Origin of the sequence: Paenibacillus sp. p3-SID867 (assembly GCF_025142895.1) — a bacterium.
Lineage (GTDB): Bacteria > Bacillota > Bacilli > Paenibacillales > Paenibacillaceae > Paenibacillus_AQ.
The window spans coordinates 364,720-385,956 of record NZ_JAMBDM010000006.1 but is presented as its reverse complement, the minus strand read 5'-3'; the positions used below and the strand labels follow the sequence as shown (position 1 = coordinate 385,956).

Sequence of the window (21,237 nt, the reverse complement as noted above, 5' to 3'; positions counted from 1 at the left end):
ATGAAGGTGGAGAGGGAGATAACAGGAAGAAATACGGAACGTTCTCGCCGGAGCCATCATACGGAGCTTGATCGTGCAAGGCAGTACGGCAAGATCGAAGCGGTAGGTGAAACTGCATGGCGGCAGCCTGATACATCTGCTAATCGGCGCATGCGGTTATGGTACGCTTCCCCGGCGGCCGAGTGGAACGAAGCATTGCCCTTGGGGAATGGGCGCTTGGGCGGCATGGTTTTTGGCAAGACCTCGCTTGAGCGGGTGCAGCTTAACGAGGATTCCCTCTGGTATGGTGGTCCGGGAAGGGGAGCCAACCCTGACGCTACCGAATATTTGAGCGAAATCAGGCAGATGCTGCGGGATGGACGTCAGGCCGGGGCTGAGCACCTGGCCCGGATGGCGATGACTTCATCCCCGAAATACGAGCAGCCCTACCAGCCGCTGGGCGATCTGCTGCTCAAGTTCCTGGATGCCGAGGAAGCGGTGGAGCATTATGAGCGAGAGCTGGATTTGGAGCGGTCCATGGTGACCGTATCCTATTCTTCGGGCGGCATAGGCTATCGCAGGCAGTATTTTGTCAGTGCGCCGGATGGCGTTATGGTGATTCGCCTAACTGCCGATCGGCCGGGAGTGCTGACGTTTGCGTCAAACCTGATGCGACGTCCTTTTGACAGCGGAACGGAGTCGTTAGGGCACGGTACCTTGCTGATGAAGGGCGAATGCGGTGCGGACGGCATCTCCTTCTGCACGGCACTACGTGCTGTCGCTGAGGGAGGAAGTGTCCGAACTATCGGTGATTTTCTCTCGGTTGAAGGGGCGAATTCGGTTACGCTGCTGCTGTCAGCCCAGACTACTTTTCGGTGTCAGCAGCCGGGCCAGGTATGTCTGGAACAGCTGGATCGTGCGGCAGGCATGTCGTTCGAACAGCTGGAAAGCCGCCATCTGGAGGAATATCGGGAGAAGTTTGAACGGTTCTCACTGACCCTTGGCTCCAGCAAGAAGAGGGGGAATCGGGCGGGCTTAATTGAAAAGGATGTTGATATTCCGAATGGTACGGACCGTATCTCCGGTTCAGATCCAGTTGGAATTTCGGATTGTGTAGAGGATGACTTCTCATTCCTGCCCACCGATCAGCGGTTAAATTTGCTGAAGGAAAGAGTCAAGGCAGAGGGGGCCTCTGCAGAGAATAGCGATCTCGAATTGATCGCGTTGTATGTCCAATATGGACGTTATTTGCTTATCTCCTGCTCAAGACCCGGATCTCTCGCGGCAAATTTACAGGGTATATGGAATGACAGCTTCACCCCGCCCTGGGAATCGAAGTATACGATCAATGCGAACATTCAGATGAACTATTGGCCGGCAGAGCTGCTGGGTCTGGCGGAGTGCCACGAGCCGCTGTTTGACCTGATTCACCGCATGCTCCCGAATGGCCGGGACACGGCTCGCGAGATGTATGGCTGCCGGGGTTTCGCAGCGCATCATAACACAAATCTATGGGGAGAGACCCGGCCTGAAGGAATATTGATGACCTGTACCGTATGGCCGATGGGAGCCGCGTGGCTGTGCCTGCATCTATGGGAGCATTACCGGTTTGGCGAGGAAACGGATTTCCTGCGGGAGCGAGCGTATCCGGTCATGAAGGAAGCGGCGGTATTCCTGCTGGATTACATGACCGTGGATGAGGAAGGAAGACGGATTACCGGGCCTTCCGTATCGCCGGAGAACCGATTTGTGCTTCCGAACGGAGCCATCGGCAGCTTGTGCATGGGACCCGCCATGGATGCGCAGATTGCGACGGCCTTGTTCCGGGCCTGTCTAGAGGCCGGCCATCTCGTTGGTGATGAAGCTGCCTTCCTTGAAGAGCTTCAAACCGCACTGCAAGAAATTCCGACACCGCGGATTGGAAGGCATGGAGGGATCATGGAATGGCTGGATGATTACGAGGAGGCCGATCCCGGACACCGGCATATCTCGCAGCTGTTCGCCCTGTATCCGGGAGAGCAGATTGATCCTGACAAGTCCCAGGAGCTTGCCGATGCGGCTTACAAGACCTTGGAACGGCGGCTTGCGCATGGCGGCGGTCACACGGGCTGGAGCCGGGCCTGGATTATCAATTATTACGCCAGGCTGCAGCGCGGCGCGGAAGCGCACGAACATCTGGTGCATTTGCTGGCTTCCTCGACTTATCCGAATCTGCTGGATTGCCACCCGCCTTTTCAAATCGACGGTAATTTCGGCGGGATTGCGGGTGTCGCCGAAATGCTGCTGCAATCGCATACGGGAGAGTTACGGCTGCTCCCCGCGCTGCCCCCGCAGTGGAACAGCGGTGAGGTGAAGGGGCTTCGAGCCCGCGGCGGCTTTGTTGTCGACATGCGCTGGGAGGAAGGCGAACTGACCGAGGTGAAGATTGGCGCCGACAAGGCGGGGGAATGCAGGATATGGTCCCGTTCACCGCTGGTCCTGATGGAGGAGATACAGCTTGAGGAGATTACGTTGACAAGTACCACGATATCCGGAGGAGCGTATTGCTACTCGTTCTTGATGCAGCAGGGTGCCAGCTGTAGCTGGGGAAAGTCTGTGAGGGAGACATATAAAGCGGTTGAAGAATAAATTTAATTTAAAAGAATAGAGAAATCTATCTGTGAGGGAACAAATAGAATGTTATAACAACGAAAGTAACCCACTCCTAAGATTGTGTAGCCTAAGTGGGTTGTTTTCACATTCCTGACTTGAGACCTCAATAACGGATCGATTGCACAAAATACTAGTGAAGAGTAAGGATACTTGCTGCGATTAAGTCCTTAAGACTACACTAGTATCATAATGAAACAGACAAAATGAAAGGGGGGACAGCCTTGAGACATGCAAGTGGAAAGACGCAATTGGCGACGTTTGCGGGCGGGTGTTTCTGGTGCATGGTTAAGCCGTTTGACGAGCTTCCCGGTATCCTTTCCTTGGTTTCGGGTTACACGGGTGGCCATACGGAGGATCCAACCTACGAAGAAGTAGGAACGGAAACGACGGGTCATTACGAAGCTGTGCAAATCCGGTTTGAACCGGATGTATTCCCGTACACAAGGCTCCTGGACATCTACTGGCGCCTGATTGATCCAACGGATGCGGAAGGCCAGTTCATGGACCGTGGGGCGTCGTACCGGTCAGCGATTTTCGTGCATAACGAGGCGCAGCGCGAGCAGGCGGAAGCCTCCAAGCGCAACCTGCAGCTTAGCGGCCGGTTCAAGGGGAAGATCGTGACTCCGATCCTGCCGGCGGGTCCCTTTTATCCCGCGGAGGATGTCCACCAGAATTACTATAATACCCACCGTTATGACTATAACCGGTATTATGAGGGTTCCGGCAGAGCATCTTTTTTTAAGCGGCATTGGGATCGGAAACAGGACAAGGAAGAGCTGCGGAGGCGTCTTACCGCGCTCCAGTATGCAGTGACGCAAGAGGGCTTGGATGAGCCTGCTTATGATAATCCGTATTGGAATAACACAAGCCGGGGGATTTACGTGGACGTGGTGAACGGAGACCCTTTATTCAACTCAACCGACCAATATGATGCCCGCACGGGCTTGCCGGCTTTTGTAAAACCTCTGCATGAGGGATATATCAGCAAAAAAGGAGATCTTCGCGACGGCAAGGTACGCACCGCGCTCTATGGCAGGTTGTCCGGCTCTTACCTCGGTCACCTATACCATGACGGACCTCCGCCTGGCGGCTTGCATTACCAGATAAACTCGGCGGCGCTGCGCTTTGTGCCGGAGGGGGAGATGGTTCGGGAAGGGTACGGTGAATTCGCGGGGCTTTTGAGTAGGAACAGGGAAATTTATTGGAGGATGTCAGAACATGAATAGCCTGAAAGAACAGGAATTATTATCTCAGGCGGGAGGCTGCCAGTCATTGAGGTCCAGTTGCTGCTGTTATATAACAAAAGGGTTAGGCAGAGGGCATGAGTGCCCGATCTGCCTAACCCTTTTTTCACAACCCTCAACAACCATATAAGTACGACTTTACGTCCCGCCCGATGTAGGCTCTCCATATGATCAGATTGTAAGGATCGTCCCAGTCGATGTTCTGCGGCTCCTCGAACATGCGGTGCAGGCGGTTGTTGTTGAAGATGATCGAGCCGCGCTGATCAAAAGCTACCCCGTCTACCCACAGCATTCTGTCGTCGGACAGCAGCTTGTTGAACGAGCGTGTGTACGGTGAATAGTAACCGATTCCCTTGCCTTCGAGCATGGTGTAGAATACACGGCCTTGATTGTCGGCATGCATGCCGTCGGTTGTCGTTCCTTTGCTGCCCAGGGTCTGAACGGAATCCCTGATGATCGAATCGGGAATATCGAAATTTCGCAGAAGCCGCGTATCGACAGCGTACAGATTGCGCCCCGTTACCTGGCAGTAGAATAGAGTTCCGCGATCCGCGGACAGCGCTATGCCATCGGCGCCGATCCGAATCGGCTTGTTGCGGTATACCGGCTCGGTATCGATCTCAAACCGGAAACGGGGGACGTCCTGCGTACTGTAATGACTGTCGAGGACGCGCCGAAATTTCTTCGTTCGCATATTGTAGACGATGATTCCGCCATACAGCGGATGGTCCGGCCAGCCGGAGCCCGAATCGGTAATATAGGCATAACCGTTGCGGTTATCCACCACGATGTCGTTCAGGAACGATGTTCGGGGCGGGGCAATATCGTCCGGAATGATAATAGAGTCGAGCAGGCGGTTAGCGCTCAGATCCCAGATGAGCAGCTTTTGCGAGCCTACGGGCGAGGTATCGTATGCGATTTTTCCTTGATCCAGAATCCACATCCGATGATGTTCATCAATCTCGTAGCCAAGGACGGATTGCAGCACCCGAACATCCCCCGGCGTATTCCACTCCCAGCTTGGAAAAGCCTCCAGTATGGGCTTGCCGTCCACCATCGCAATGGTATTCAGCGTAGCGGGAACCCCTTCAGCCCAGCGCGGAACCGATACATAGAAGCGTCCCTGCCGGTCTACCTTGACGCCTGCAGGCATGCAGTGCTTCCAATCCTGGCGCTCCTCGAATCGCTGCTTCATCGCAGGGTTCGGGAAGTTCCAGTCCAGGCGGCTCCAGTGAAAGAGCATCTGGTACGGACTTGTATAGCTATGGGTTTGTTTACAATGAGGGACAACAGGCTGCTGCCACTGGCCCTCCATTGAATGATGCGGTACAACCATTTCAAGACCTCCGATAACATGCTCGGTTCATCCATTAACGCAGCGCAGATTATTCTTCGAGCTTATTCCTCTAAGTTAGTTATATGCCCAGAGGTATGGATTGGCGCCGATTAAATCACCGGGAGGTCTTTTGGGAAATTACAAGTTACACTTGCAGAATCTTAATCAGATTTGTGTTACCGGATTGACCGATCGGCACGCCGGCAGACAATACGATAATATCGCCTTTTTCGATGTAGCCTGTCTTGATGGCATTACGGGTCGCGGATTCGAACATTTCGTCCGTCGTTGTGACTTTGTCGCCTTTTACCGGAATGACACCGGAGAGCAAGCAGATCTTGGCCAGCACTTCTTCATGCTGCGTGACCGCGATAATCGGTGCCTTCGGACGGTATTTCGAAATCATCCGCGCCGTAAATCCGCTCTCCGTTGCCGTAATGATCGCTTTGGCATTCAGCACGAGGGAGGAGCTAACCGCTCCCTGGCTAATAACCTCGGTAATATCGGCTACCTGCTGTCTGGATTTGAAAGCGAATTGGTCTTTATAATCAATCATCGTCTCGGCGCGGCGGGCGACTGCCGCCATCGTGCGCACGGATTCTACCGGATATTTGCCGGCAGCAGATTCGCCCGAGAGCATGACCACGTCAGCGCCCTGGATCACCGCGTTAGCCACGTCGCTCACCTCGGAGCGGGTTGGACGGGGATTGACCTGCATCGACTCCAACATGTGCGTTGCCACGATAACCGGTTTGCCTGCCAGGTTGCATTTATCGATCATTTCTTTTTGCATCATAGGCACTTCTTCGATTGGCACTTCGACGCCAAGGTCTCCGCGGGCAACCATGATTCCGTCGGATGCTTCAATGATGTCGTCGAGGTTCTCCATGCCCTCTCCGTTTTCGATCTTGGATATGATCTGTACATGCTCCGCGCCGCGTTCTTTCAGGATGCTGCGGATTTCGCGGATGTTGTCGCCATGACGCACGAAAGAAGCGGCAATGATCTCAATGTCGTTCTCCAGGCCGAAGCCGATATGCATGACGTCACGCTCGGTGACGCCGGGAAGCGTCGTTTTGATCCCAGGGAGGTTGACGCCTTTACGTGGTTTAAGTACCCCGCCGCTGATAATTTTGCAAAGAATGTCCGGTCCGTCGACGCGGAGAACGTTCAGGTCCACGAGGCCGTCATCGATCAGGATGCGGTCTCCCGGTTTAACCACTAGATTCAGCTCGGCATAATTGACCGAGATGCGCTGGGCATCGCCAAGAATTTCTTCGGTAGTCAGGATCAGCTCCTCACCTGGTTTCAGAAGGCAGGAAGCCTCCTTCAGCTTGCCGATCCGTACTTCAGGTCCTTTAATGTCCATCATGATCGGGACATACGTGTTTAATTCAGCTGCGGCCCGGCGAACATTCCGGATCCGGGTGACGTGATCCTCCAGCTCACCATGTGCCATATTCAAGCGGGCAACGGTCATTCCCTCCTGAATCATGTTCTTCAACAGCTCAATGGAATCGCACGCGGGTCCCATCGTGCAAATGATTTTAGTTTTTAGCATGGCTGTTTGTTCCTCCTTTTATTTGTTCTCTTCTGCTTTTATACAGCATTTCGACTTCATTCAAACTTCCCTAATGATCACATTGTAGCCTGTCTTGTCGAATCATGATATGAACTATAGTACAATGGATGGATTATAGTATCGCAGTTGAGGTGAGTTATGATCACTCCGATAGAAGTAGAGCAAATTAGCGGTGTCGATTGGTATGAAGAAGCTGATCATGAGCAAAGAGCATGGCGCTTAAGCCTTGTGACCTATGGAAAATGCGTATATTGGGTGAATGGCGATAAGCAGATTATGGAGAAAGGGGAATTGCTGCTTATTCCAGCCGGCGTTCCGTATTATGGCAAAAGCATCCCTACCGTGACGCACACGCAAATCGTCGTTCAATGGACGGAAGGCGCCTCGTCGGACTTATCCGTGCTGGATCGGAAAGAAGCCTTGAAGTTTAAACCGGGTGTTTATGAGTTAATCCGCGAACGGTTGAAGGTGATCCATCAGCAGTGGCAGGAACGCCCATCTTATTATGTCTTGATGATCGAAGCATTATTGACAGAAGTGTTGATTTATATCAGCCGTGAGCTGGACAAGGGCGTCACCACGCCGGAGAAGCACTTGCACGTGGACCGGATGAAGTCTTATATCGAGCGGCATTACCGTGAGAAAATAACAAAAGAGGAGCTGGGCGATGTCATCGGCAAAACCCCCAATTACGCAGCGGTGCTTTTTAAAAGCGTTACAGGGCAGACCATCAGCCAGTACGTGCACGCTCAGCGGATCAAACGGGCAGTGTATTTGTTAACGGAATCGCAGTTGACGGTACAGGAGATTGCCGTATTTCTCGGATATCAGGACCTCTCCTACTTCTATAGAATCTATAAACGAGTCACGGGCACCGCTCCATCGGATTTATTGCATGAGCGTCCACGAACGATATAGGAGATTTAACGTAGAAAAGAGGGCTATCTATGCCCTCTTTCGATGATCGCTATTTTATTCCGGCGTCATTTTCGAATAACTGCTTCACATACTGCTGCAATTTGTTTTTATCTACGCCGAGCACCTGTGCCCGACCGACCTTCTCGTTGGTCAGCAGCGAGAATGGCGGGAGCTGCTGCTGGTCGATTTTATCCAGATTCACATCAAAACCCAGAGCCATCAGCTTCAGCATTTCTTTAGGGCTTAGATCAGTTTCGATGTATGGCGCAATTGAATCCAGGATGCTGGGAAGCTTGATTAATGAGCCCGTGGTCTGCATCTTCTTGGCGACTTCCGTCATGAGAATCCGTTGTCGTTCCGTACGGCCGAAATCGGACTTCGCATCGTGCCGGAATCGGACGTACTGCAGCGCCATCTTGCCGTCGAGATGCTGCAGGCCTTGTTTTAAATCGATGTCGTACATATGCTTGTCCGCTTTGCTTGTGTAATACATGTCTTTCTCAACCTCAATGTCGACTCCGCCAATGGCATCGACTAGGGCTATGAATCCGACAAAATCGGTGTAAACGTATTTATGTATAGGCAGGTCCAGCAGATCGCTGATGGTTTGTCTGGTCAGCTCGATTCCGCCGTAAGCAAATGCCGAATTCAGTCGTCCTTTGCCATGGCCGGGGATATTCACATAGGTGTCTCGCAAAATCGAGAACAAATGGGCTCTTTTCGTGACAGGATCGATGGAGGCCACCAGCATGGTGTCGGATCTGCCGGCATCGTCTCCACGGGAGTCGCCTCCAATTAAGAGAATATTAATGCGTTCTTTACCCTCCCACTTCGGTATTTCGATGATTTCCTCTGATGCGGAACCTGACGTTTCCGTTGGCTCCACCGGATTCGATGCGGTCGAAATTTGGTTTGAGAACTGTATGATAGCGTAGGTATAGTACGAGATAATCCCCAAGATTCCAACGGATACTAAGAGCATGGTGTATTTTAGCCATTTCCTTTTCATAGTTTCTATAACATCCTTTCTGTTTTACTAACTGCATAATTGACCATTCTAGCAAAATAATGAACAAAAATCATATTTTCCCGTAAGAAGCGATTCTCAAGAGGCAATAAACCTCAGATAAATAACGAATTTGACTCTCCTCCAAGGGGAGACCTTAGACTGGAAGTCGAAGGAGGAAGAACATTATGATATACACGGTAAAAGAGGTTTCGGAGCTGTCCGGGGTGACCATCAAAGCGCTGCATCATTATCATAAAATCGGTTTGCTTCAGCCGGCCGAGATCAGCGAAGCAGGTTATCGCTTGTACGGTGCTGCCGAGCTGGAGCGATTGCAGCACATTCTGTTTTACAGGGAAATGGATTTTCCGCTGGAACAAATCAAGGTGCTGATGGAGGAAACTCCTGAACGGCGGCAGATGCTGTTACAACAGGAGAAGTTGCTGATGGACCGCGCGGATCGATTGAATGCGATTCTGAAAACCTTAAGAATATCCATAACCAGTACAGAGGAGGGCAAGCGCATGGAGCCTCAGGAATTGTTCAAAGGTTTTGAGAGCGAAGAAGAATGGGAGGCAGCTTTAACGGAGCAGAATGAACACCTGAAAGAGCAGTATGATATGGATTTGCTCGAAGGTGAACCCGTCGATGTTCCAAGCATGAACGAGCAGGCAAGGGAAGCGGCTGCCTTTATGGCAGGTATGGCAAACGCGTTGATAACGGGGATTAAGCACGATGATGCGCGAGTAAGAGATTCGATTCGCGATCATCTGCAGTTTATGAATGAGCAGGGCCACGCCTTTACGGCTGCGGATTTTGCGGGTCAAACGAAGTTTTTCCTGAGTGACGACTTTCATCTCCGGATGCTGGAGGAGCAGCAGACGGGGCTGGCTTATTATCTGCATGCGGCTGCCGAGGCGTACGCACAACAGACATAATACAGGCCGTTCTCCATCGATCAAGACCGCTTAAATCGCGGTCTTTTTTGCTATGTCTATGATTTATTGTCCAAACTTCTCGAGATGGCATTCCATATGATGTCTGGGAGACAAGTTTATGGGGGGCTGGACATGATAACGATTAGTTTGTGCTTGATTGTAAAGAACGAGGAGCAAGTGTTGGATCGGTGCTTAAACTCCGTTAAGGATGTCGTTGACGAGATTGTCATCGTAGATACGGGGTCAACGGACCATACGCTCGGAATTGCAGCCAAATATGAGGCTCGAATCTTTCATTTTGATTGGATCGACGATTTTTCCGCTGCAAGGAACTATTCGTTCTCTCATGCGAAGAAGGAGTATATCTTATGGCTGGATGCGGATGATTGGCTGCAGCCAGCCGATCTGGAAAGGTTCAAGGCACTCAAACCAAATTTGGACCCGGCGGTGGACTCCGTATGCATGGATTACTACATTGCCTTCGATCCGTTGGGGAAGCCCACGGCAGTTGTTAAAAGAAACCGGCTGGTGAAGCGTTCTAGGCAGTTTCAATGGCGTGATCCGGTGCATGAGCATTTAGAGGTTGAGGGAAATATCATGTTATCCGACATTGCCGTTAGTCATGGACGCGTACACACGGATTCCGGGCGGAATTTGCGTATTTATGAGGCCCATCTTGCGAAGGGAGGCACCCTCTCCAAGCGCCAGCTGCTGCATTATGCAATGGAATTGTCTGCGAGCGCCTATTATGACAAGGCCATTGAAATATATGAAACGATTATTCATGATCCGGTCAGCTATTTTGAGGAAAAACTGGATGCGTGTGATCGCATGGCGCATTGTTACCACGAGCTGGGACAAAAAGAACAAGAACTGCAATCCTTGTTAAAGACGTTTAATTATGACGTTCCGCGGGCCGACTATGTATGCCGGATCGCGTACTATTTCCAAGAACTCAACGATTATGAAAAAGCGGTTCACTGGTACGAATTGGCGCTCAAGCTGGAGATGCCGGGCAATCGATTATACGGCGTTAATCAAGCGGCCTGGACATGGTTTCCCCATTTGCAGCTGACGTATTGTTACGGAAAACTAGGGCAGCTGGAGCAGGCTTATGAACATAATGAGAGGGCTTTATCGTACGCTCCGGATGATCCCGACATTTTATATAACAAACAATTGCTGGAGGAGAAGCTCCGCTTGTAAGTAATCGACGGCTCTAACCGCCGCCCTGTCGGTTCTGTCATGTTGGAGTACTGGATCGTGCCTTTTTTATGTCGTTTGGGCATATGCCGTTTCTGCTAAATCTATGAATCGATATACTACTATGAAACTAGTTTCGTAGAGAATATGGATAGAACGACAGGAGGAGAGTGAAATGGCATTCAAACGATCAGGGTCCAGAAAGCTTGTCTACAAGAAAACGCTCAGTAAGCATACCGCATCCAAGAAGAAGCGTGTCGGCAAAATAAGAAAATCCGCGTTTAGAGCGGTTTCTGGCATCGACCAAGAAATCACTGACGGCGTATTCAGCAAAGTCCAATATCAAGTTGAAGAATTGGATCTTAAGAATGAATACAATTCATCAACATCGACCTTCACTCCTAAGCAAAGAGGTATCTACTCCCTGTTGGCCAGCGTTTCTTTTACAACGATCACGCTTACGCCTGTTCGAATGGATTTGGAGATTCGGGTTAACGGCGTCCCGAGAATATCGGAGGAAGAAAACTTTGAGCCGAGAACAGGGAAAATTGATGCTGCCGGACTCATACAATTAATGGCGCGCGATCGAGTGGAGGTATTTGCAAGGGCAACCGGAGAAAACGGTACTATTCTCAGCGGATTCGCTACCCGGTTTGAAGGGGTCCGGATCAATTGATATAGCAATATAGTTTGATGATTCAGCCGCGCGGGTCGCAGCTTTTATCATTTTACCGGTACATAGAAGCTGGGAACATCATGAGTTACCGCTGTTTAATCTCGATCGGACCGGGTAAGAAATAATCGGACTTACCATCACGCATACGAGGGAGGACGATATGGATGTTTATTCACATGAAAGAACTTCAGTTCCGGGCAAAACCTGAGAAGCCGGATCCGGTATACGCGAGAAAGCTTCAAGAGGTGTTGGGTGGCCAGTATGGTGAAATGTCCGTCATGATGCAGTATCTCTTCCAAGGATTTAACTGCCGGGCAGACCGGAAGTATCGGGATATGCTGCTGGATATCGGGACCGAGGAGATTGGCCATGTAGAGATGTTGAGCACGATGATAGCCCAGCTTCTTGACGGCGCTCCTGCGGATCAAGTCGATGAAGCGGCGAAGGACCCGATGATTGCCGCCGCACTCGGGGGCATGAATCCTCAGCATGCAATCGTATCGGGACTTGGAGCAACCCCGACGGACAGCAACGGATATCCATGGAACAGCAAGTACATCATAGCGAGCGGGAATCTGCTGGCTGACTTCCGTGCGAATCTGAATGCCGAATCGCAAGGTCTGCTTCAGGTTGTACGCTTGTATGAGCAGACGACGGATCCTGGCGTCCGGGACATGCTGTCCTTCATGATAGCCCGTGATATCATGCACCAGAACCAGTGGCTGGCCGCGATTGAAGAGATCGAGGCCATTGAAGGTCCGATTGCTCCTGCTTCGTTCCCGCGCGAACGCAGCGTAGAAGAAGCTACACGCCAATTCATGAATTTCTCGGTTGGCGAGGAGAGCAGTGCGGGACGCTGGGCGAACGGACCGCTGCCGGACGGTACCGGCGATTTCGAATATGTGGCTAATCCGACAGCCTACGGTGACGCACCCGTATTAAATCCTCCGGCAAAACACCAGCATTCTACGCTTGGCACAGGTCCATATGTGGTGAATGAAGGATTTGAAAAGTAATGTTTAATTGTTTACGGATGGGTTAAATACATGACATAGCAGCAACAAAAAACAACTTAGGAGTGATGAACAATGGCTAACAACAACGGTAACAAAATGAGCAGAGAAGAAGCGGGACGCAAAGGCGGCGAAGCAACGGCCAAGAATCACGACAAGGAGTTTTATCAGGAAATCGGCCGTAAAGGCGGAGAAGCCACATCGGAGTCCCATGATAAGGAATTCTATGAGGAAATCGGCCGCAAGGGCGGAGAATCCCGCGGCAATCAAAACAATAACGATTAAATGTAATCTATAATAAAAAAATAGCAAGCTTAAAAAAGCAGCGGCGGTTCCGGTTAAACGGAATCCGTCTCTGCTTTTTTTGTGCTGAACGCTGGTTCCAAGCACGGTTGCAAAGATACATCAAGTCAACTTGAAGTCAAGTCCACCGCGCCGCCCACAGCTTCATTTCCTTGCAGATGACATGCAGGTCCATGCCTTTCGGCGTCAGCGTGTATTCCACCGTAACCGGAACGGTAGGGAATACTTCGCGTTCAAGAACGCCCTGTTCTTCCAGATGGCGGAGCGTCGTGGTCAGCGCCCGCGGGCTGACATTCGGGATTTTCCGCTGCAGCTCGCCAAAACGCTTCGTGCCGCCAAAGAGCTCGCGGATGACGAGAAATGCCCATTTTCCGCCTAAGACCAACAGTGTTTTTTCAATATTACATTCGATATGTTCGGGTGTTTTCGGTATGTAACTGCTCGATTTATTTCCCATATGGGTAGGCTCCTTCCGGTATTCTATTAACTATACTCCAGTATATCAACTATCCTCTCTATAATATAGTGAAGAACATTTCACTTCTTCCCTGGGAATAGGAACTACTTTAGAATAGATAATGCAGCATCCAAGTTATTCGATTGAAGGAGGAATTGCCATGAAATACAGAAGATTAGGACGCACAGGTCTCAAGGTTAGTGAGATCAGCTTGGGAAGCTGGCTTACATACGGTGGTTATGTGGAACGCGAGAACGCGGTAAACGCAATTAAAACGGCTTATGATCTGGGCATTAACTTTTTTGATACGGCGAATGTATATGAAAAAGGTGCAGCGGAAGTGTTGGTTGGCGAAACTCTGAAAGCGTATCCGCGCGAGTCTTACGTGCTGGCGACCAAGGCATTTTGGCCCATGGGCGATGGCCCGAACGATCGCGGCTTGTCCCGCAAGCATATTATGGAACAGGCACATGCCAGCTTGAAGCGGCTTAACCATGATTACGTGGATATTTTCTACTGCCATCGTCATGACCCGGAAACGCCGCTTGACGAGACGCTTCGCGCGATCGACGACCTTGTTCGCCAGGGCAAGGTGCTTTATGTCGGCGTCAGCGAGTGGCAGGCATCGCAAATCGCGGAGGCATTGACAGTAGCGGATCGTTACCTGCTCGACCGCATCGTGGTCAATCAACCCATCTACAATATGTTTGAACGTTATATCGAAAAGGAAATCATTCCGCTCAGCGAGCGTTCCGGCATTGGGCAGGTCGTATTCTCCCCATTGGCTCAAGGCTTGCTAACAGGCAAGTATACTTCGGCTTCCGATATTCCAGAGGGCAGCCGTGCCGCGAAGCTGGAGTGGATGCGCAAAGGCATTACCGAGGAGAAAATCGCGAAGGTTCGCGAGCTGGAGAAAATTGCGGGTGAGCTTGAAGTGTCGGTGGGCAATCTGGCGCTTGCCTGGATTCTGCGCCAGCCGAACGTAGCCAGTGCGCTTGTCGGCGCAAGTCGTCCGGAGCAGGTAACCGAGAACGTGAAGGCAGCCGGCATTGAGCTCAGCGAAGATGTTCAAACTCGTATTGAAGAGATTTTGAAATAGGGAAGTAGTTCAAGGGTAATCTAATCTTCAGTGCTGTCTAAAATATAGTTTCTAAATCTAGATGAAAAAACAGAGCTGCGCCAAAAGGGCAATCGTCCCTAGCGCAGCTCTTCGATTTGTAATAACGCTGTTTACCCCAGTCGATAAGTCGCGAACGGCTTGGCATAAACAAAGTCGTCGCTGATTTCATCCAGGCTGGAACCTAGTGTCTCATCGATCTCAATCTCCAGGCTCTTCAGGTTATCGTCCAGCTGCTCGGTTTTCGTAGCTCCGACAATGACAGTGGAGACAGCAGGACGATTCATCAGCCAGGCCAGGGACAGGGCGCTTGGAGAATGACCATGCTCTGCAGCCAACTGGCTGACCTGCTGCCCAAGCTTCAGATTGCGATCTTCCAGGAAGCGATTGAAGTTCGGGTCCGTTTCCGCACGTGAGCCGGAAGGCGTGCTGGCGCCTTGACCGTATTTACCGGTCAGAATGCCCCCGGCCAGCGGGAAATACGGGATAATGCCAACGCCCTGATCGAGGCAGAGGGGAACAAGCTCCAGTTCCGGCGTACGGTCGGCAAGGGAATAACTCGTTTGGGTGGATACATACCGGGCGTATCCGCGAAGCTCACTGATCCCGAGCGCCTTCATAATTTCCCAGGCGGCATAGTTGGAAGCGCCGATATATCGGACCTTGCCCGACGATACCATATCATCCAGCGTGCGTAAGGTTTCCTCGAGGGGAGTATTCGGATCAAACGTATGAATCTGATACAGGTCCACATAATCGGTTTTTAGTCGCTTTAAGCTGTCCTCCAGTTCTTGCTGCAGATGATAGCGGGAAGAACCGCGTTCGTTCGGCCCTTGGCCGTTTACGAGCCCGGCTTTCGTGGCTAATACGACATTATGGCGTTTGCCGGCGAGCGCCTCTCCGATGATGCGCTCGGATTCCGAGCCTGCATAAATATTAGCGGTATCGATGAAATTGATGCCGTGGTCCAGTGCATGGTCAATGATGCGGGCGGATGTCCCTTGATCAGCCCTTTTGCCAAAAGCGTTCGTGCCCAGACCGAGCTGCGAAACCTTCAGTCCGCTGTTGCCAAGACGGCGGTAGTTCATCTTGATCCACTCCTTTATGTATTGATTTTCCTATAGTATAAACATGATTCCGGAATCGGTTCAAATGAATCGAACGCAATAGAATGATATAGATGTAAGATAATTATATCTTATAGCCTAATCGATGAAGTGGTATGTGCGCAAATACTAAAGGCCGTGCGAATGCCTTAGACTCCTTGCGGTAGGCTCAATATTACGATAGGATAGTTACGAACCATTTGGAAGGGGGATTATCATATGAATGAAGCGATTTTTAACCAATTGGATTTTGCCAGAGGCGGGACCTTAAAGTCGGTAGAAAATGTAACGGAGCAAGAGGCTGATATCATCCCGGAAGGATTTGCGAACAGCATTCGCTGGAACCTGGGACATATCTACACCGTTCATGAGCAGTTCGCTTTTGCGACTGCGGGCGAGCAGCCCCGTATTCCGGAAGGATTCGAGGCGTGGTTTGCGACCGGAACCAAACCGGCTGATTGGACGTCGAAGCCGCCTGCGATTTCCGAACTGGTAGAGCTTTTGCAGGAGCAAACGACCCGAATTCGTGAAACCTTCTCCAATCGCCTCGACCAGGCTTCAGCTCATCCGCTGACCATCGGTCCCCTGACGTTCCAAACCGTGGGGGAATTTCTTGTGTTCAGCTTGTATCATGAAGGAATGCACACGCAGACGATTAAGGCATACAGAAAATTAATAAAGTAACAATGAAAACGAAGCGATAGAAGAGTGCCCTCGCGCATCCTTCTATCGCTTTTGTTTGTCGCTGCCGTGATCGATCCTTATAATGGGATCAGGCACAGATGGGGATCATCGATTGGAGGATGTAATTATGGCGATTGAAATCGAACGAAAATACCTTTTGGAGGCTTATCCGGAAGACTTGATCTCGGAAGGAAGCATCGTGGTCGAGAAAGAGCAGTTCATCGAGCAGACGTATTTGGCGCTGGATGGGGATCAGGAGCTTCGTGTCCGCAAAATAACGGATCTGACATCTGGTCAGATTGAATTCACCCATACGTTCAAAAAAGGGTGGGGCATTGCCAGGGAGGAAGTAGAGTTCGCCATTTCCGAAGGACTCTATGACCAAGTGGTGAAGGCGCATGGCGCGATTCCGCTGACCAAGAGACGGGTTACCGCCCGCTTAGGGAACACGATCATCGAAATCGACGATTATGCGCAGATTCAATTGCTGGTGCTGGAGGTAGAGTTTCCTTCTATGGAAGCCGCAGACGGCTTTGTACCGCCGGCGTGGTTTGGACAGGATATCAGCACGGAGAAACAATACAGCAACAAGAAGGTATGGCGGGAACTGCAGCAGCAAGCTGGCAGGGAATTCTAGGGGAAGTCGTCACAAAAGGGGTAGCTGACTTAGAAAATGCATGCAGCTGGGATGTGGATACTACGCGTTCTCATGTGGTTGCAAAAAGGCTCTTGCGAGCGGTCATACCGGACCGTCCGCGAAGAGCCTTTTTTATGGCATTTAACCACGCATCCTGTTGTAAGGCTTATAGTAATGGTCGATTGAAAAGTGTTTTGAGAAGCGTTCGACTTTTTTTGACAAAAGCATTGTAAACGTTTTATTATTATAATATAATATTATTATGATAATTAATTATTATATCTAATGGATGATATCCATAATAAATGATGGCGTATCAGAGAAGGGAGAGGCTCTTCATGAATGAAAACCAGCAGCTGCTTGAAAGCTATTTTCCGATTGCTTCTTTTATCGCGGCGATCATCGGACCTCAATGCGAGGTGGTCGTGCACGATATCAGCGATCCGGAACGCTCCATCATCTTTATTGAGAACGGTCATATTAGCGGACGTCGGATCGGCGATGCCTCCACGGACCTCGTATTGAAGATTTTGAAAGCGGAGGCCTACCGCGAAGAGCAGTTCATCGCGAACTACAAAGCTTCCGGCGCGCGGGGGCAGACTTTCCGATCGTCTACGTATTTCATTAAGAACAGGAGCGGCGAGCTGGTCGGTCTCATGTGCTTGAACATTGACATTACGCATATGGAGGTTGCGGCCGACTGGATCAACAGCATTTTGCAGGGAGGATCGCTTACGCCGCCGGCAGCCCTGGATGCACCCAAGGAGGAGAAGCCGTCCACAGAATACCTGCAGGGGAACGTGGACGATTTGCTGCAGCATATTATCCAGACCGTCCTGGGCAAAATCAGCATTCCGGCGGACCGTTTATCTTCGAATGAGAAGATCGAAATTGTGAAGGAACTGAATGAGCAGGGCGTATTTCTGCTGAAGGGCGGAGTATCCAAGGTTGCCGCGGCTTTATCCATATCGGAGCCTACCGTGTACCGCTATTTGCAGAAGCTGAAATAAGCGGCTCTCATCCTAATCATAAACGCATTGCATCCTGAGACAAATGGAAGGTGACATCATGACATTTAATTTCGATAAGGTTGTCAGCCGCTTTGGCACGAACTGCGCGAAATGGGACGGGATGGCGCAGAGCATGGGCGGCGACATGATCTCTCTCTCCGTGGCCGATATGGACCTGCCAGCACCGCCCATGGTGGTGGATAAGGTCGCGGAGGCTGCGCGTCACGGCATTTACGGATATACCGATCCGTTCCCGCCTTACTTCGAAGCTGTCCGCACTTGGCTTGATAAAGCCTATGACTGGAAGGCCCTGCCCGATTGGATCGTATTTTGTCCGCGCATTATTCAAGCCGTTTCGGTCATTATACAGAAGTTCACGGAGATCGGAGATCAGGTTCTTATCCACACGCCTGTTTATCAGCCTGTTGCGAAAGCGGTTACGTTAAATGATCGGATATTGGTTGAAAGTCCGCTTATCCTTACGGACGGGCGGTATGAGATCGATTTCGAGGATATGGAGCGGCAAATGCGGGAAGGGGTCAAGATGATCCTGCTCATATCCCCGCACAATCCGGTTGGCCGGGTATGGACAAGGGATGAGCTTGAACGCATGGCGGAGCTTTGCATCCGGTATGACGCACTGATTGTGTCCGATGATATCCATGCTGATTTCATTCATGAGGGACACGAGCACACCGTCATCGCCAAGCTGTCCGAAGAGGTTGCGAATCGTTCCATTATCTGCACATCACCGGGCAAAACCTTTAACCTGGCAAGTCTCGAAATCGCTAACATCATCATTCCCAATGATGAGCTCCGGGGGAGGTTTAAGCATGGTCTGCAGCAGGCCGGAATTCATAATCCCACATTCTTCTCCGTGCCTGCGCTGGAAGTTGCATACACATCATGTGATGAATGGTTAACGGAACTTCGTGCTTATATCAAAGACAACATTGCTTATGCCAGAACCTTTATAGCCGATCATATGCCGGAGCTGGCCGTGATCGATCCTGAAGGGACGTATCTGTTGTGGATCGACTGTACGGCCGTGAGCCGCCAAGAAGAGGATCTGGTAGAGTGGATCCAGGAAAAAGCGCGCGTCAGCGTCAGCTTCGGTTCCTCATTCGGACCCGGCGGTAAAGGCTTCATCCGGGTCAACGTGGCTGCGCCGCGCCCTGTATTGCAGGAAGGCCTCGAGCGGCTTGCCGCGGCTTATCCGCTACAGCGTTAACAACCAAAGTTTAAGAGATCAGAAGGAATAAACTTCAAAGGCTTACCATCCTTATCTCACAAGAAAACTTCCGCTATATGAGGTCTGTCTTCTGAGAAGGTACGTCGATATATGTTTTCTTATTTACATCCAGGGGGAATCCATGATGGCTAAACCAAAAGAGGAACGAATGATAAAGCAGCCGACCATGTTTCTGGCACTGCTTCCTATTTTTACGATGGTGATTTTGCTGTGCCTTGGTTACGTATTATTTGAGCTGCCGCCCGAACCGCTGATTATTGCATCCGCCATTGTCGCAGGCCTGATCGCGATTAAGCTGGGTTACAGCTACAACGATATTCTGGAGTCCATCTCGCAAAAAATTGCGAAAACCATGCCGGCGATCTTAATCCTGATTGTGGTCGGATTTATGATCGGTGCATGGATGGTCGGCGGAACCATCCCCATGATGATCTATTACGGCCTGAAAATCATCGATCCGCAATTTTTGTTGATCACCGCTTTTCTCGTTACGGCCGTGGTCTCCGTATGCACGGGCACTTCCTGGGGTTCCGCAGGGACGATCGGAGTTGCCTTCATGGGGGTTGGTGCCGGAATGGACGCCAATCTTGCGGCTGTGGCCGGCGCGGTTGTAGCGGGGGCTTACTTCGGGGACAAGCTTTCTCCGCTTTCGGATACAACCAACATCGCTGCCTTGTCCACCGGCGTTAACCTGTATGAGCATATCGGCCATTTGCTGTACACGACGCTGCCGTCCTTCCTCGTGGCGGGGATCGTCTACGTAGTTACAGGACTGAACACGCATGTGTCCAGCATAGGAGTTCCCGAGAAGGTAACCGACATTATGAACACCTTGGCAACGATATACGACTGGAACCTGCTCCTGATCCTGCCTGTGCTGATTGTTCTGTACGGCTCGATCACCAAGAAGCCTACGATTCCCGTCATGCTGCTGTCGTCGATTGTGGCGATGGTGAACGGCATGATATTTCATGGCTTCACGCTGCATGATGTGGTGACTTCGGTTGTCAGCGGATTCGATATCGCGATGGTTCATGTCAGCAATTTTGACCCCAGTGCCGTCATTGCGGATGTTCCGCGTCTCATTAACCGGGGCGGGATGAGTTCCATGATGGGGACATTGCTTATCTGTTTCAGCGCGATCACATTTGCCGGCACCATATCGCTGACCAAATCGCTGGAGCTGATCGTGGACAAGCTCTTGAAGCATGTGCGCTCCACCGGATCATTGATCCTGGCCACCATTGCAACTGGTCTGACCATGATTGGGGTAACCAGTAACGGGCAGGTCTCCATCCTGATGCCGGGCGAGATGCTCCGCGAGGCTTACATCCGACGCGGTCTGCATCCGAAGAATTTGGGGCGGACGGTGGAGGATTCCGCCGCCATTACCGAACCGATTCTGCCATGGACGGCAGCGGGTGCCTATATGGCCGGTACGCTGGGCGTAGCGACACTATCCTATTTGCCTTGGGCGGTGTTGTGCTGGACGGGGATTATTTTTGCAACGATCTGGGGCTTTACTGGGTTCGGCATCGCGAAGCTCACGCCCGAGCAGCAGAAGGAAATGCTGAAGGAGTACGACAATCCGCATAAAGGCAGCCAGAACAGGCCTCATGCGGATGATGCAGGAGCTGCATCTATCCATTAATGCAGGATGAATATTTCTTGATCAAGGCAAGAAATCATCAATATAAATGCGTGATCTTATACGCAAAAGAGGAGAGAACACCATGACACAACAAGAGAGAAAAACCATCGCAACCCAGCAGGCTCCAGGAGCAATCGGCCCTTATTCCCAAGCGGTGCAATACGGAAATCTTCTGTTTACTTCCGGTCAGCTTGGTATGGATGCGTCGGGGCAATTTGCCCCGACGGTAGAAGAGCAGGCGAATCGCTCGCTGCTTAACGTGAAGGCAATTCTGGAAGCTGCCGGTTTTGGTATGGAGAATATCGTCAAGACGACGGTCTTCTTAAAGGATATGAATGATTTCCAAGCCGTCAACGAGGTATATGCTTCTTTCTTTTCAGAGCCGTATCCGGCACGGAGCGCCGTGGAGGTTGCCCGTCTGCCTAAGGATGGACTGGTTGAGATTGAAGTGGTAGCTAGCAAGTCATAACACC

Annotated in this window: 19 protein-coding genes and 1 pseudogene; 15 read left to right on the top strand and 5 right to left on the bottom strand. The window is 51.1% G+C overall.

Going from position 1 to position 21,237, the window contains the following annotated elements; translation table 11 throughout:
• Both M4D81_RS15225 and msrA read left to right on the top strand, forming a co-directional pair.
• Positions 1 to 2,607 (top strand): glycoside hydrolase family 95 protein, encoded by a 2,607-nt coding sequence (locus tag M4D81_RS15225; protein WP_260067114.1) that lies wholly within the window; start codon positions 1 to 3, stop codon positions 2,605 to 2,607.
• A gap of 245 nt (positions 2,608 to 2,852) precedes the next feature.
• Positions 2,853 to 3,857, top strand: a complete 1,005-nt coding sequence (gene msrA / locus M4D81_RS15220; protein WP_260067113.1) for a peptide-methionine (S)-S-oxide reductase MsrA — start codon at positions 2,853 to 2,855, stop codon at positions 3,855 to 3,857.
• 133 nt (positions 3,858 to 3,990) lie between these two features.
• On the opposite strand, the gene M4D81_RS15215 is transcribed toward msrA, so the two are convergent.
• Both M4D81_RS15215 and pyk read right to left on the bottom strand, forming a co-directional pair.
• Positions 3,991 to 5,211, bottom strand: a complete 1,221-nt coding sequence (locus M4D81_RS15215; protein WP_260067111.1) for a major royal jelly family protein — start codon at positions 5,209 to 5,211, stop codon at positions 3,991 to 3,993.
• A gap of 145 nt (positions 5,212 to 5,356) precedes the next feature.
• Positions 5,357 to 6,772, bottom strand: coding sequence for a pyruvate kinase (pyk, locus tag M4D81_RS15210; RefSeq protein WP_194541216.1), 1,416 nt, complete (start codon positions 6,770 to 6,772; stop codon positions 5,357 to 5,359).
• Positions 6,773 to 6,931: 159 nt separating this feature from the next.
• On the opposite strand from pyk, the gene M4D81_RS15205 reads away from it, so the two are divergent.
• Positions 6,932 to 7,711, top strand: coding sequence for an AraC family transcriptional regulator (locus M4D81_RS15205; protein WP_260067108.1), 780 nt, complete (start codon positions 6,932 to 6,934; stop codon positions 7,709 to 7,711).
• A 49-nt stretch (positions 7,712 to 7,760) separates the two neighbouring features.
• Here M4D81_RS15205 and M4D81_RS15200 read toward each other — a convergent pair whose 3' ends face one another.
• On the bottom strand, positions 7,761 to 8,720 hold the full coding sequence (locus M4D81_RS15200; RefSeq protein ID WP_260067106.1) for an LCP family protein: 960 nt from the start codon (positions 8,718 to 8,720) through the stop codon (positions 7,761 to 7,763).
• A gap of 185 nt (positions 8,721 to 8,905) precedes the next feature.
• Here M4D81_RS15200 and M4D81_RS15195 point away from each other — a divergent pair, with 185 nt between their 5' ends.
• The 5 genes and pseudogenes from M4D81_RS15195 to M4D81_RS15175 form a co-directional block, all read left to right on the top strand.
• Positions 8,906 to 9,655 carry a MerR family transcriptional regulator gene (locus M4D81_RS15195; RefSeq protein WP_260067104.1) on the top strand — a complete coding sequence of 250 codons (750 nt, stop codon included), beginning with the start codon at positions 8,906 to 8,908 and terminating at the stop codon, positions 9,653 to 9,655.
• Positions 9,656 to 9,787: 132 nt separating this feature from the next.
• Positions 9,788 to 10,861, top strand: a complete 1,074-nt coding sequence (locus M4D81_RS15190; protein ID WP_260067103.1) for a glycosyltransferase — start codon at positions 9,788 to 9,790, stop codon at positions 10,859 to 10,861.
• A 172-nt stretch (positions 10,862 to 11,033) separates the two neighbouring features.
• A complete protein-coding gene (locus tag M4D81_RS15185; RefSeq protein WP_260067101.1) occupies positions 11,034 to 11,534 on the top strand; it encodes a hypothetical protein in 501 nt (166 codons plus the stop codon).
• A gap of 164 nt (positions 11,535 to 11,698) precedes the next feature.
• A complete protein-coding gene (locus M4D81_RS15180) occupies positions 11,699 to 12,550 on the top strand; it encodes a manganese catalase (RefSeq protein WP_194541222.1) in 852 nt (283 codons plus the stop codon).
• Positions 12,551 to 12,622: 72 nt separating this feature from the next.
• Positions 12,623 to 12,829: pseudogene (locus tag M4D81_RS15175) on the top strand (KGG domain-containing protein); the annotation flags it as partial.
• Positions 12,830 to 12,968: 139 nt separating this feature from the next.
• Here M4D81_RS15175 and M4D81_RS15170 read toward each other — a convergent pair.
• The gene (locus tag M4D81_RS15170; protein ID WP_036642884.1) at positions 12,969 to 13,307 is read right to left on the bottom strand and encodes a winged helix-turn-helix transcriptional regulator; all 339 of its coding nucleotides are present in this window, start codon (positions 13,305 to 13,307) and stop codon (positions 12,969 to 12,971) included.
• 160 nt (positions 13,308 to 13,467) lie between these two features.
• On the opposite strand from M4D81_RS15170, the gene M4D81_RS15165 reads away from it, so the two are divergent.
• Positions 13,468 to 14,406 (top strand): aldo/keto reductase family protein, encoded by a 939-nt coding sequence (locus tag M4D81_RS15165; protein ID WP_260067098.1) that lies wholly within the window; start codon positions 13,468 to 13,470, stop codon positions 14,404 to 14,406.
• Positions 14,407 to 14,537: 131 nt separating this feature from the next.
• Here the strand turns inward: M4D81_RS15165 and M4D81_RS15160 are convergent, their stop codons facing one another.
• Entirely contained in the window at positions 14,538 to 15,512 is a 975-nt protein-coding gene (locus M4D81_RS15160; RefSeq protein ID WP_260067097.1) for an aldo/keto reductase, read from the bottom strand.
• A 237-nt stretch (positions 15,513 to 15,749) separates the two neighbouring features.
• Between M4D81_RS15160 and M4D81_RS15155 the strand changes: the two genes are divergently transcribed.
• The 6 genes from M4D81_RS15155 (at position 15,750) to M4D81_RS15130 (ending at position 21,233) form a co-directional block, all read left to right on the top strand.
• A complete protein-coding gene (locus M4D81_RS15155; protein ID WP_260067096.1) occupies positions 15,750 to 16,214 on the top strand; it encodes a DinB family protein in 465 nt (154 codons plus the stop codon).
• A 127-nt stretch (positions 16,215 to 16,341) separates the two neighbouring features.
• On the top strand, positions 16,342 to 16,851 hold the full coding sequence (locus M4D81_RS15150; protein WP_260067095.1) for a CYTH domain-containing protein: 510 nt from the start codon (positions 16,342 to 16,344) through the stop codon (positions 16,849 to 16,851).
• A 338-nt stretch (positions 16,852 to 17,189) separates the two neighbouring features.
• Positions 17,190 to 17,861 carry a helix-turn-helix transcriptional regulator gene (locus M4D81_RS15145; protein WP_071221278.1) on the top strand — a complete coding sequence of 224 codons (672 nt, stop codon included), beginning with the start codon at positions 17,190 to 17,192 and terminating at the stop codon, positions 17,859 to 17,861.
• 58 nt (positions 17,862 to 17,919) lie between these two features.
• Complete coding sequence (locus M4D81_RS15140; RefSeq protein WP_260067092.1) at positions 17,920 to 19,092, top strand: MalY/PatB family protein; 1,173 nt, start codon at positions 17,920 to 17,922, stop codon at positions 19,090 to 19,092.
• A 142-nt stretch (positions 19,093 to 19,234) separates the two neighbouring features.
• Positions 19,235 to 20,764 carry a Na+/H+ antiporter NhaC gene (gene nhaC / locus M4D81_RS15135; RefSeq protein ID WP_483874638.1) on the top strand — a complete coding sequence of 510 codons (1,530 nt, stop codon included), beginning with the start codon at positions 19,235 to 19,237 and terminating at the stop codon, positions 20,762 to 20,764.
• A gap of 82 nt (positions 20,765 to 20,846) precedes the next feature.
• Complete coding sequence (locus M4D81_RS15130) at positions 20,847 to 21,233, top strand: RidA family protein (RefSeq protein WP_071221275.1); 387 nt, start codon at positions 20,847 to 20,849, stop codon at positions 21,231 to 21,233.
• The last annotated feature ends 4 nt before the right edge of the window (positions 21,234 to 21,237 follow it).

Coding starts and splice junctions, on each gene's coding strand:
- M4D81_RS15225 (WP_260067114.1), top strand. CDS start 1: ATGAAGGTGGAGAGGGAGATAACAGGAAGAAATACGGAACGTTCTCGC.
- M4D81_RS15215 (WP_260067111.1), bottom strand. CDS start 5,211: ATGGTTGTACCGCATCATTCAATGGAGGGCCAGTGGCAGCAGCCTGTT.
- pyk (WP_194541216.1), bottom strand. CDS start 6,772: ATGCTAAAAACTAAAATCATTTGCACGATGGGACCCGCGTGCGATTCC.
- M4D81_RS15205 (WP_260067108.1), top strand. CDS start 6,932: ATGATCACTCCGATAGAAGTAGAGCAAATTAGCGGTGTCGATTGGTAT.
- M4D81_RS15200 (WP_260067106.1), bottom strand. CDS start 8,720: ATGAAAAGGAAATGGCTAAAATACACCATGCTCTTAGTATCCGTTGGA.
- M4D81_RS15195 (WP_260067104.1), top strand. CDS start 8,906: ATGATATACACGGTAAAAGAGGTTTCGGAGCTGTCCGGGGTGACCATC.
- M4D81_RS15190 (WP_260067103.1), top strand. CDS start 9,788: ATGATAACGATTAGTTTGTGCTTGATTGTAAAGAACGAGGAGCAAGTG.
- M4D81_RS15185 (WP_260067101.1), top strand. CDS start 11,034: ATGGCATTCAAACGATCAGGGTCCAGAAAGCTTGTCTACAAGAAAACG.
- M4D81_RS15180 (WP_194541222.1), top strand. CDS start 11,699: ATGTTTATTCACATGAAAGAACTTCAGTTCCGGGCAAAACCTGAGAAG.
- M4D81_RS15170 (WP_036642884.1), bottom strand. CDS start 13,307: ATGGGAAATAAATCGAGCAGTTACATACCGAAAACACCCGAACATATC.
- M4D81_RS15165 (WP_260067098.1), top strand. CDS start 13,468: ATGAAATACAGAAGATTAGGACGCACAGGTCTCAAGGTTAGTGAGATC.
- M4D81_RS15160 (WP_260067097.1), bottom strand. CDS start 15,512: ATGAACTACCGCCGTCTTGGCAACAGCGGACTGAAGGTTTCGCAGCTC.
- M4D81_RS15155 (WP_260067096.1), top strand. CDS start 15,750: ATGAATGAAGCGATTTTTAACCAATTGGATTTTGCCAGAGGCGGGACC.
- M4D81_RS15150 (WP_260067095.1), top strand. CDS start 16,342: ATGGCGATTGAAATCGAACGAAAATACCTTTTGGAGGCTTATCCGGAA.
- M4D81_RS15145 (WP_071221278.1), top strand. CDS start 17,190: ATGAATGAAAACCAGCAGCTGCTTGAAAGCTATTTTCCGATTGCTTCT.
- M4D81_RS15140 (WP_260067092.1), top strand. CDS start 17,920: ATGACATTTAATTTCGATAAGGTTGTCAGCCGCTTTGGCACGAACTGC.
- nhaC (WP_483874638.1), top strand. CDS start 19,235: ATGATGGCTAAACCAAAAGAGGAACGAATGATAAAGCAGCCGACCATG.
- M4D81_RS15130 (WP_071221275.1), top strand. CDS start 20,847: ATGACACAACAAGAGAGAAAAACCATCGCAACCCAGCAGGCTCCAGGA.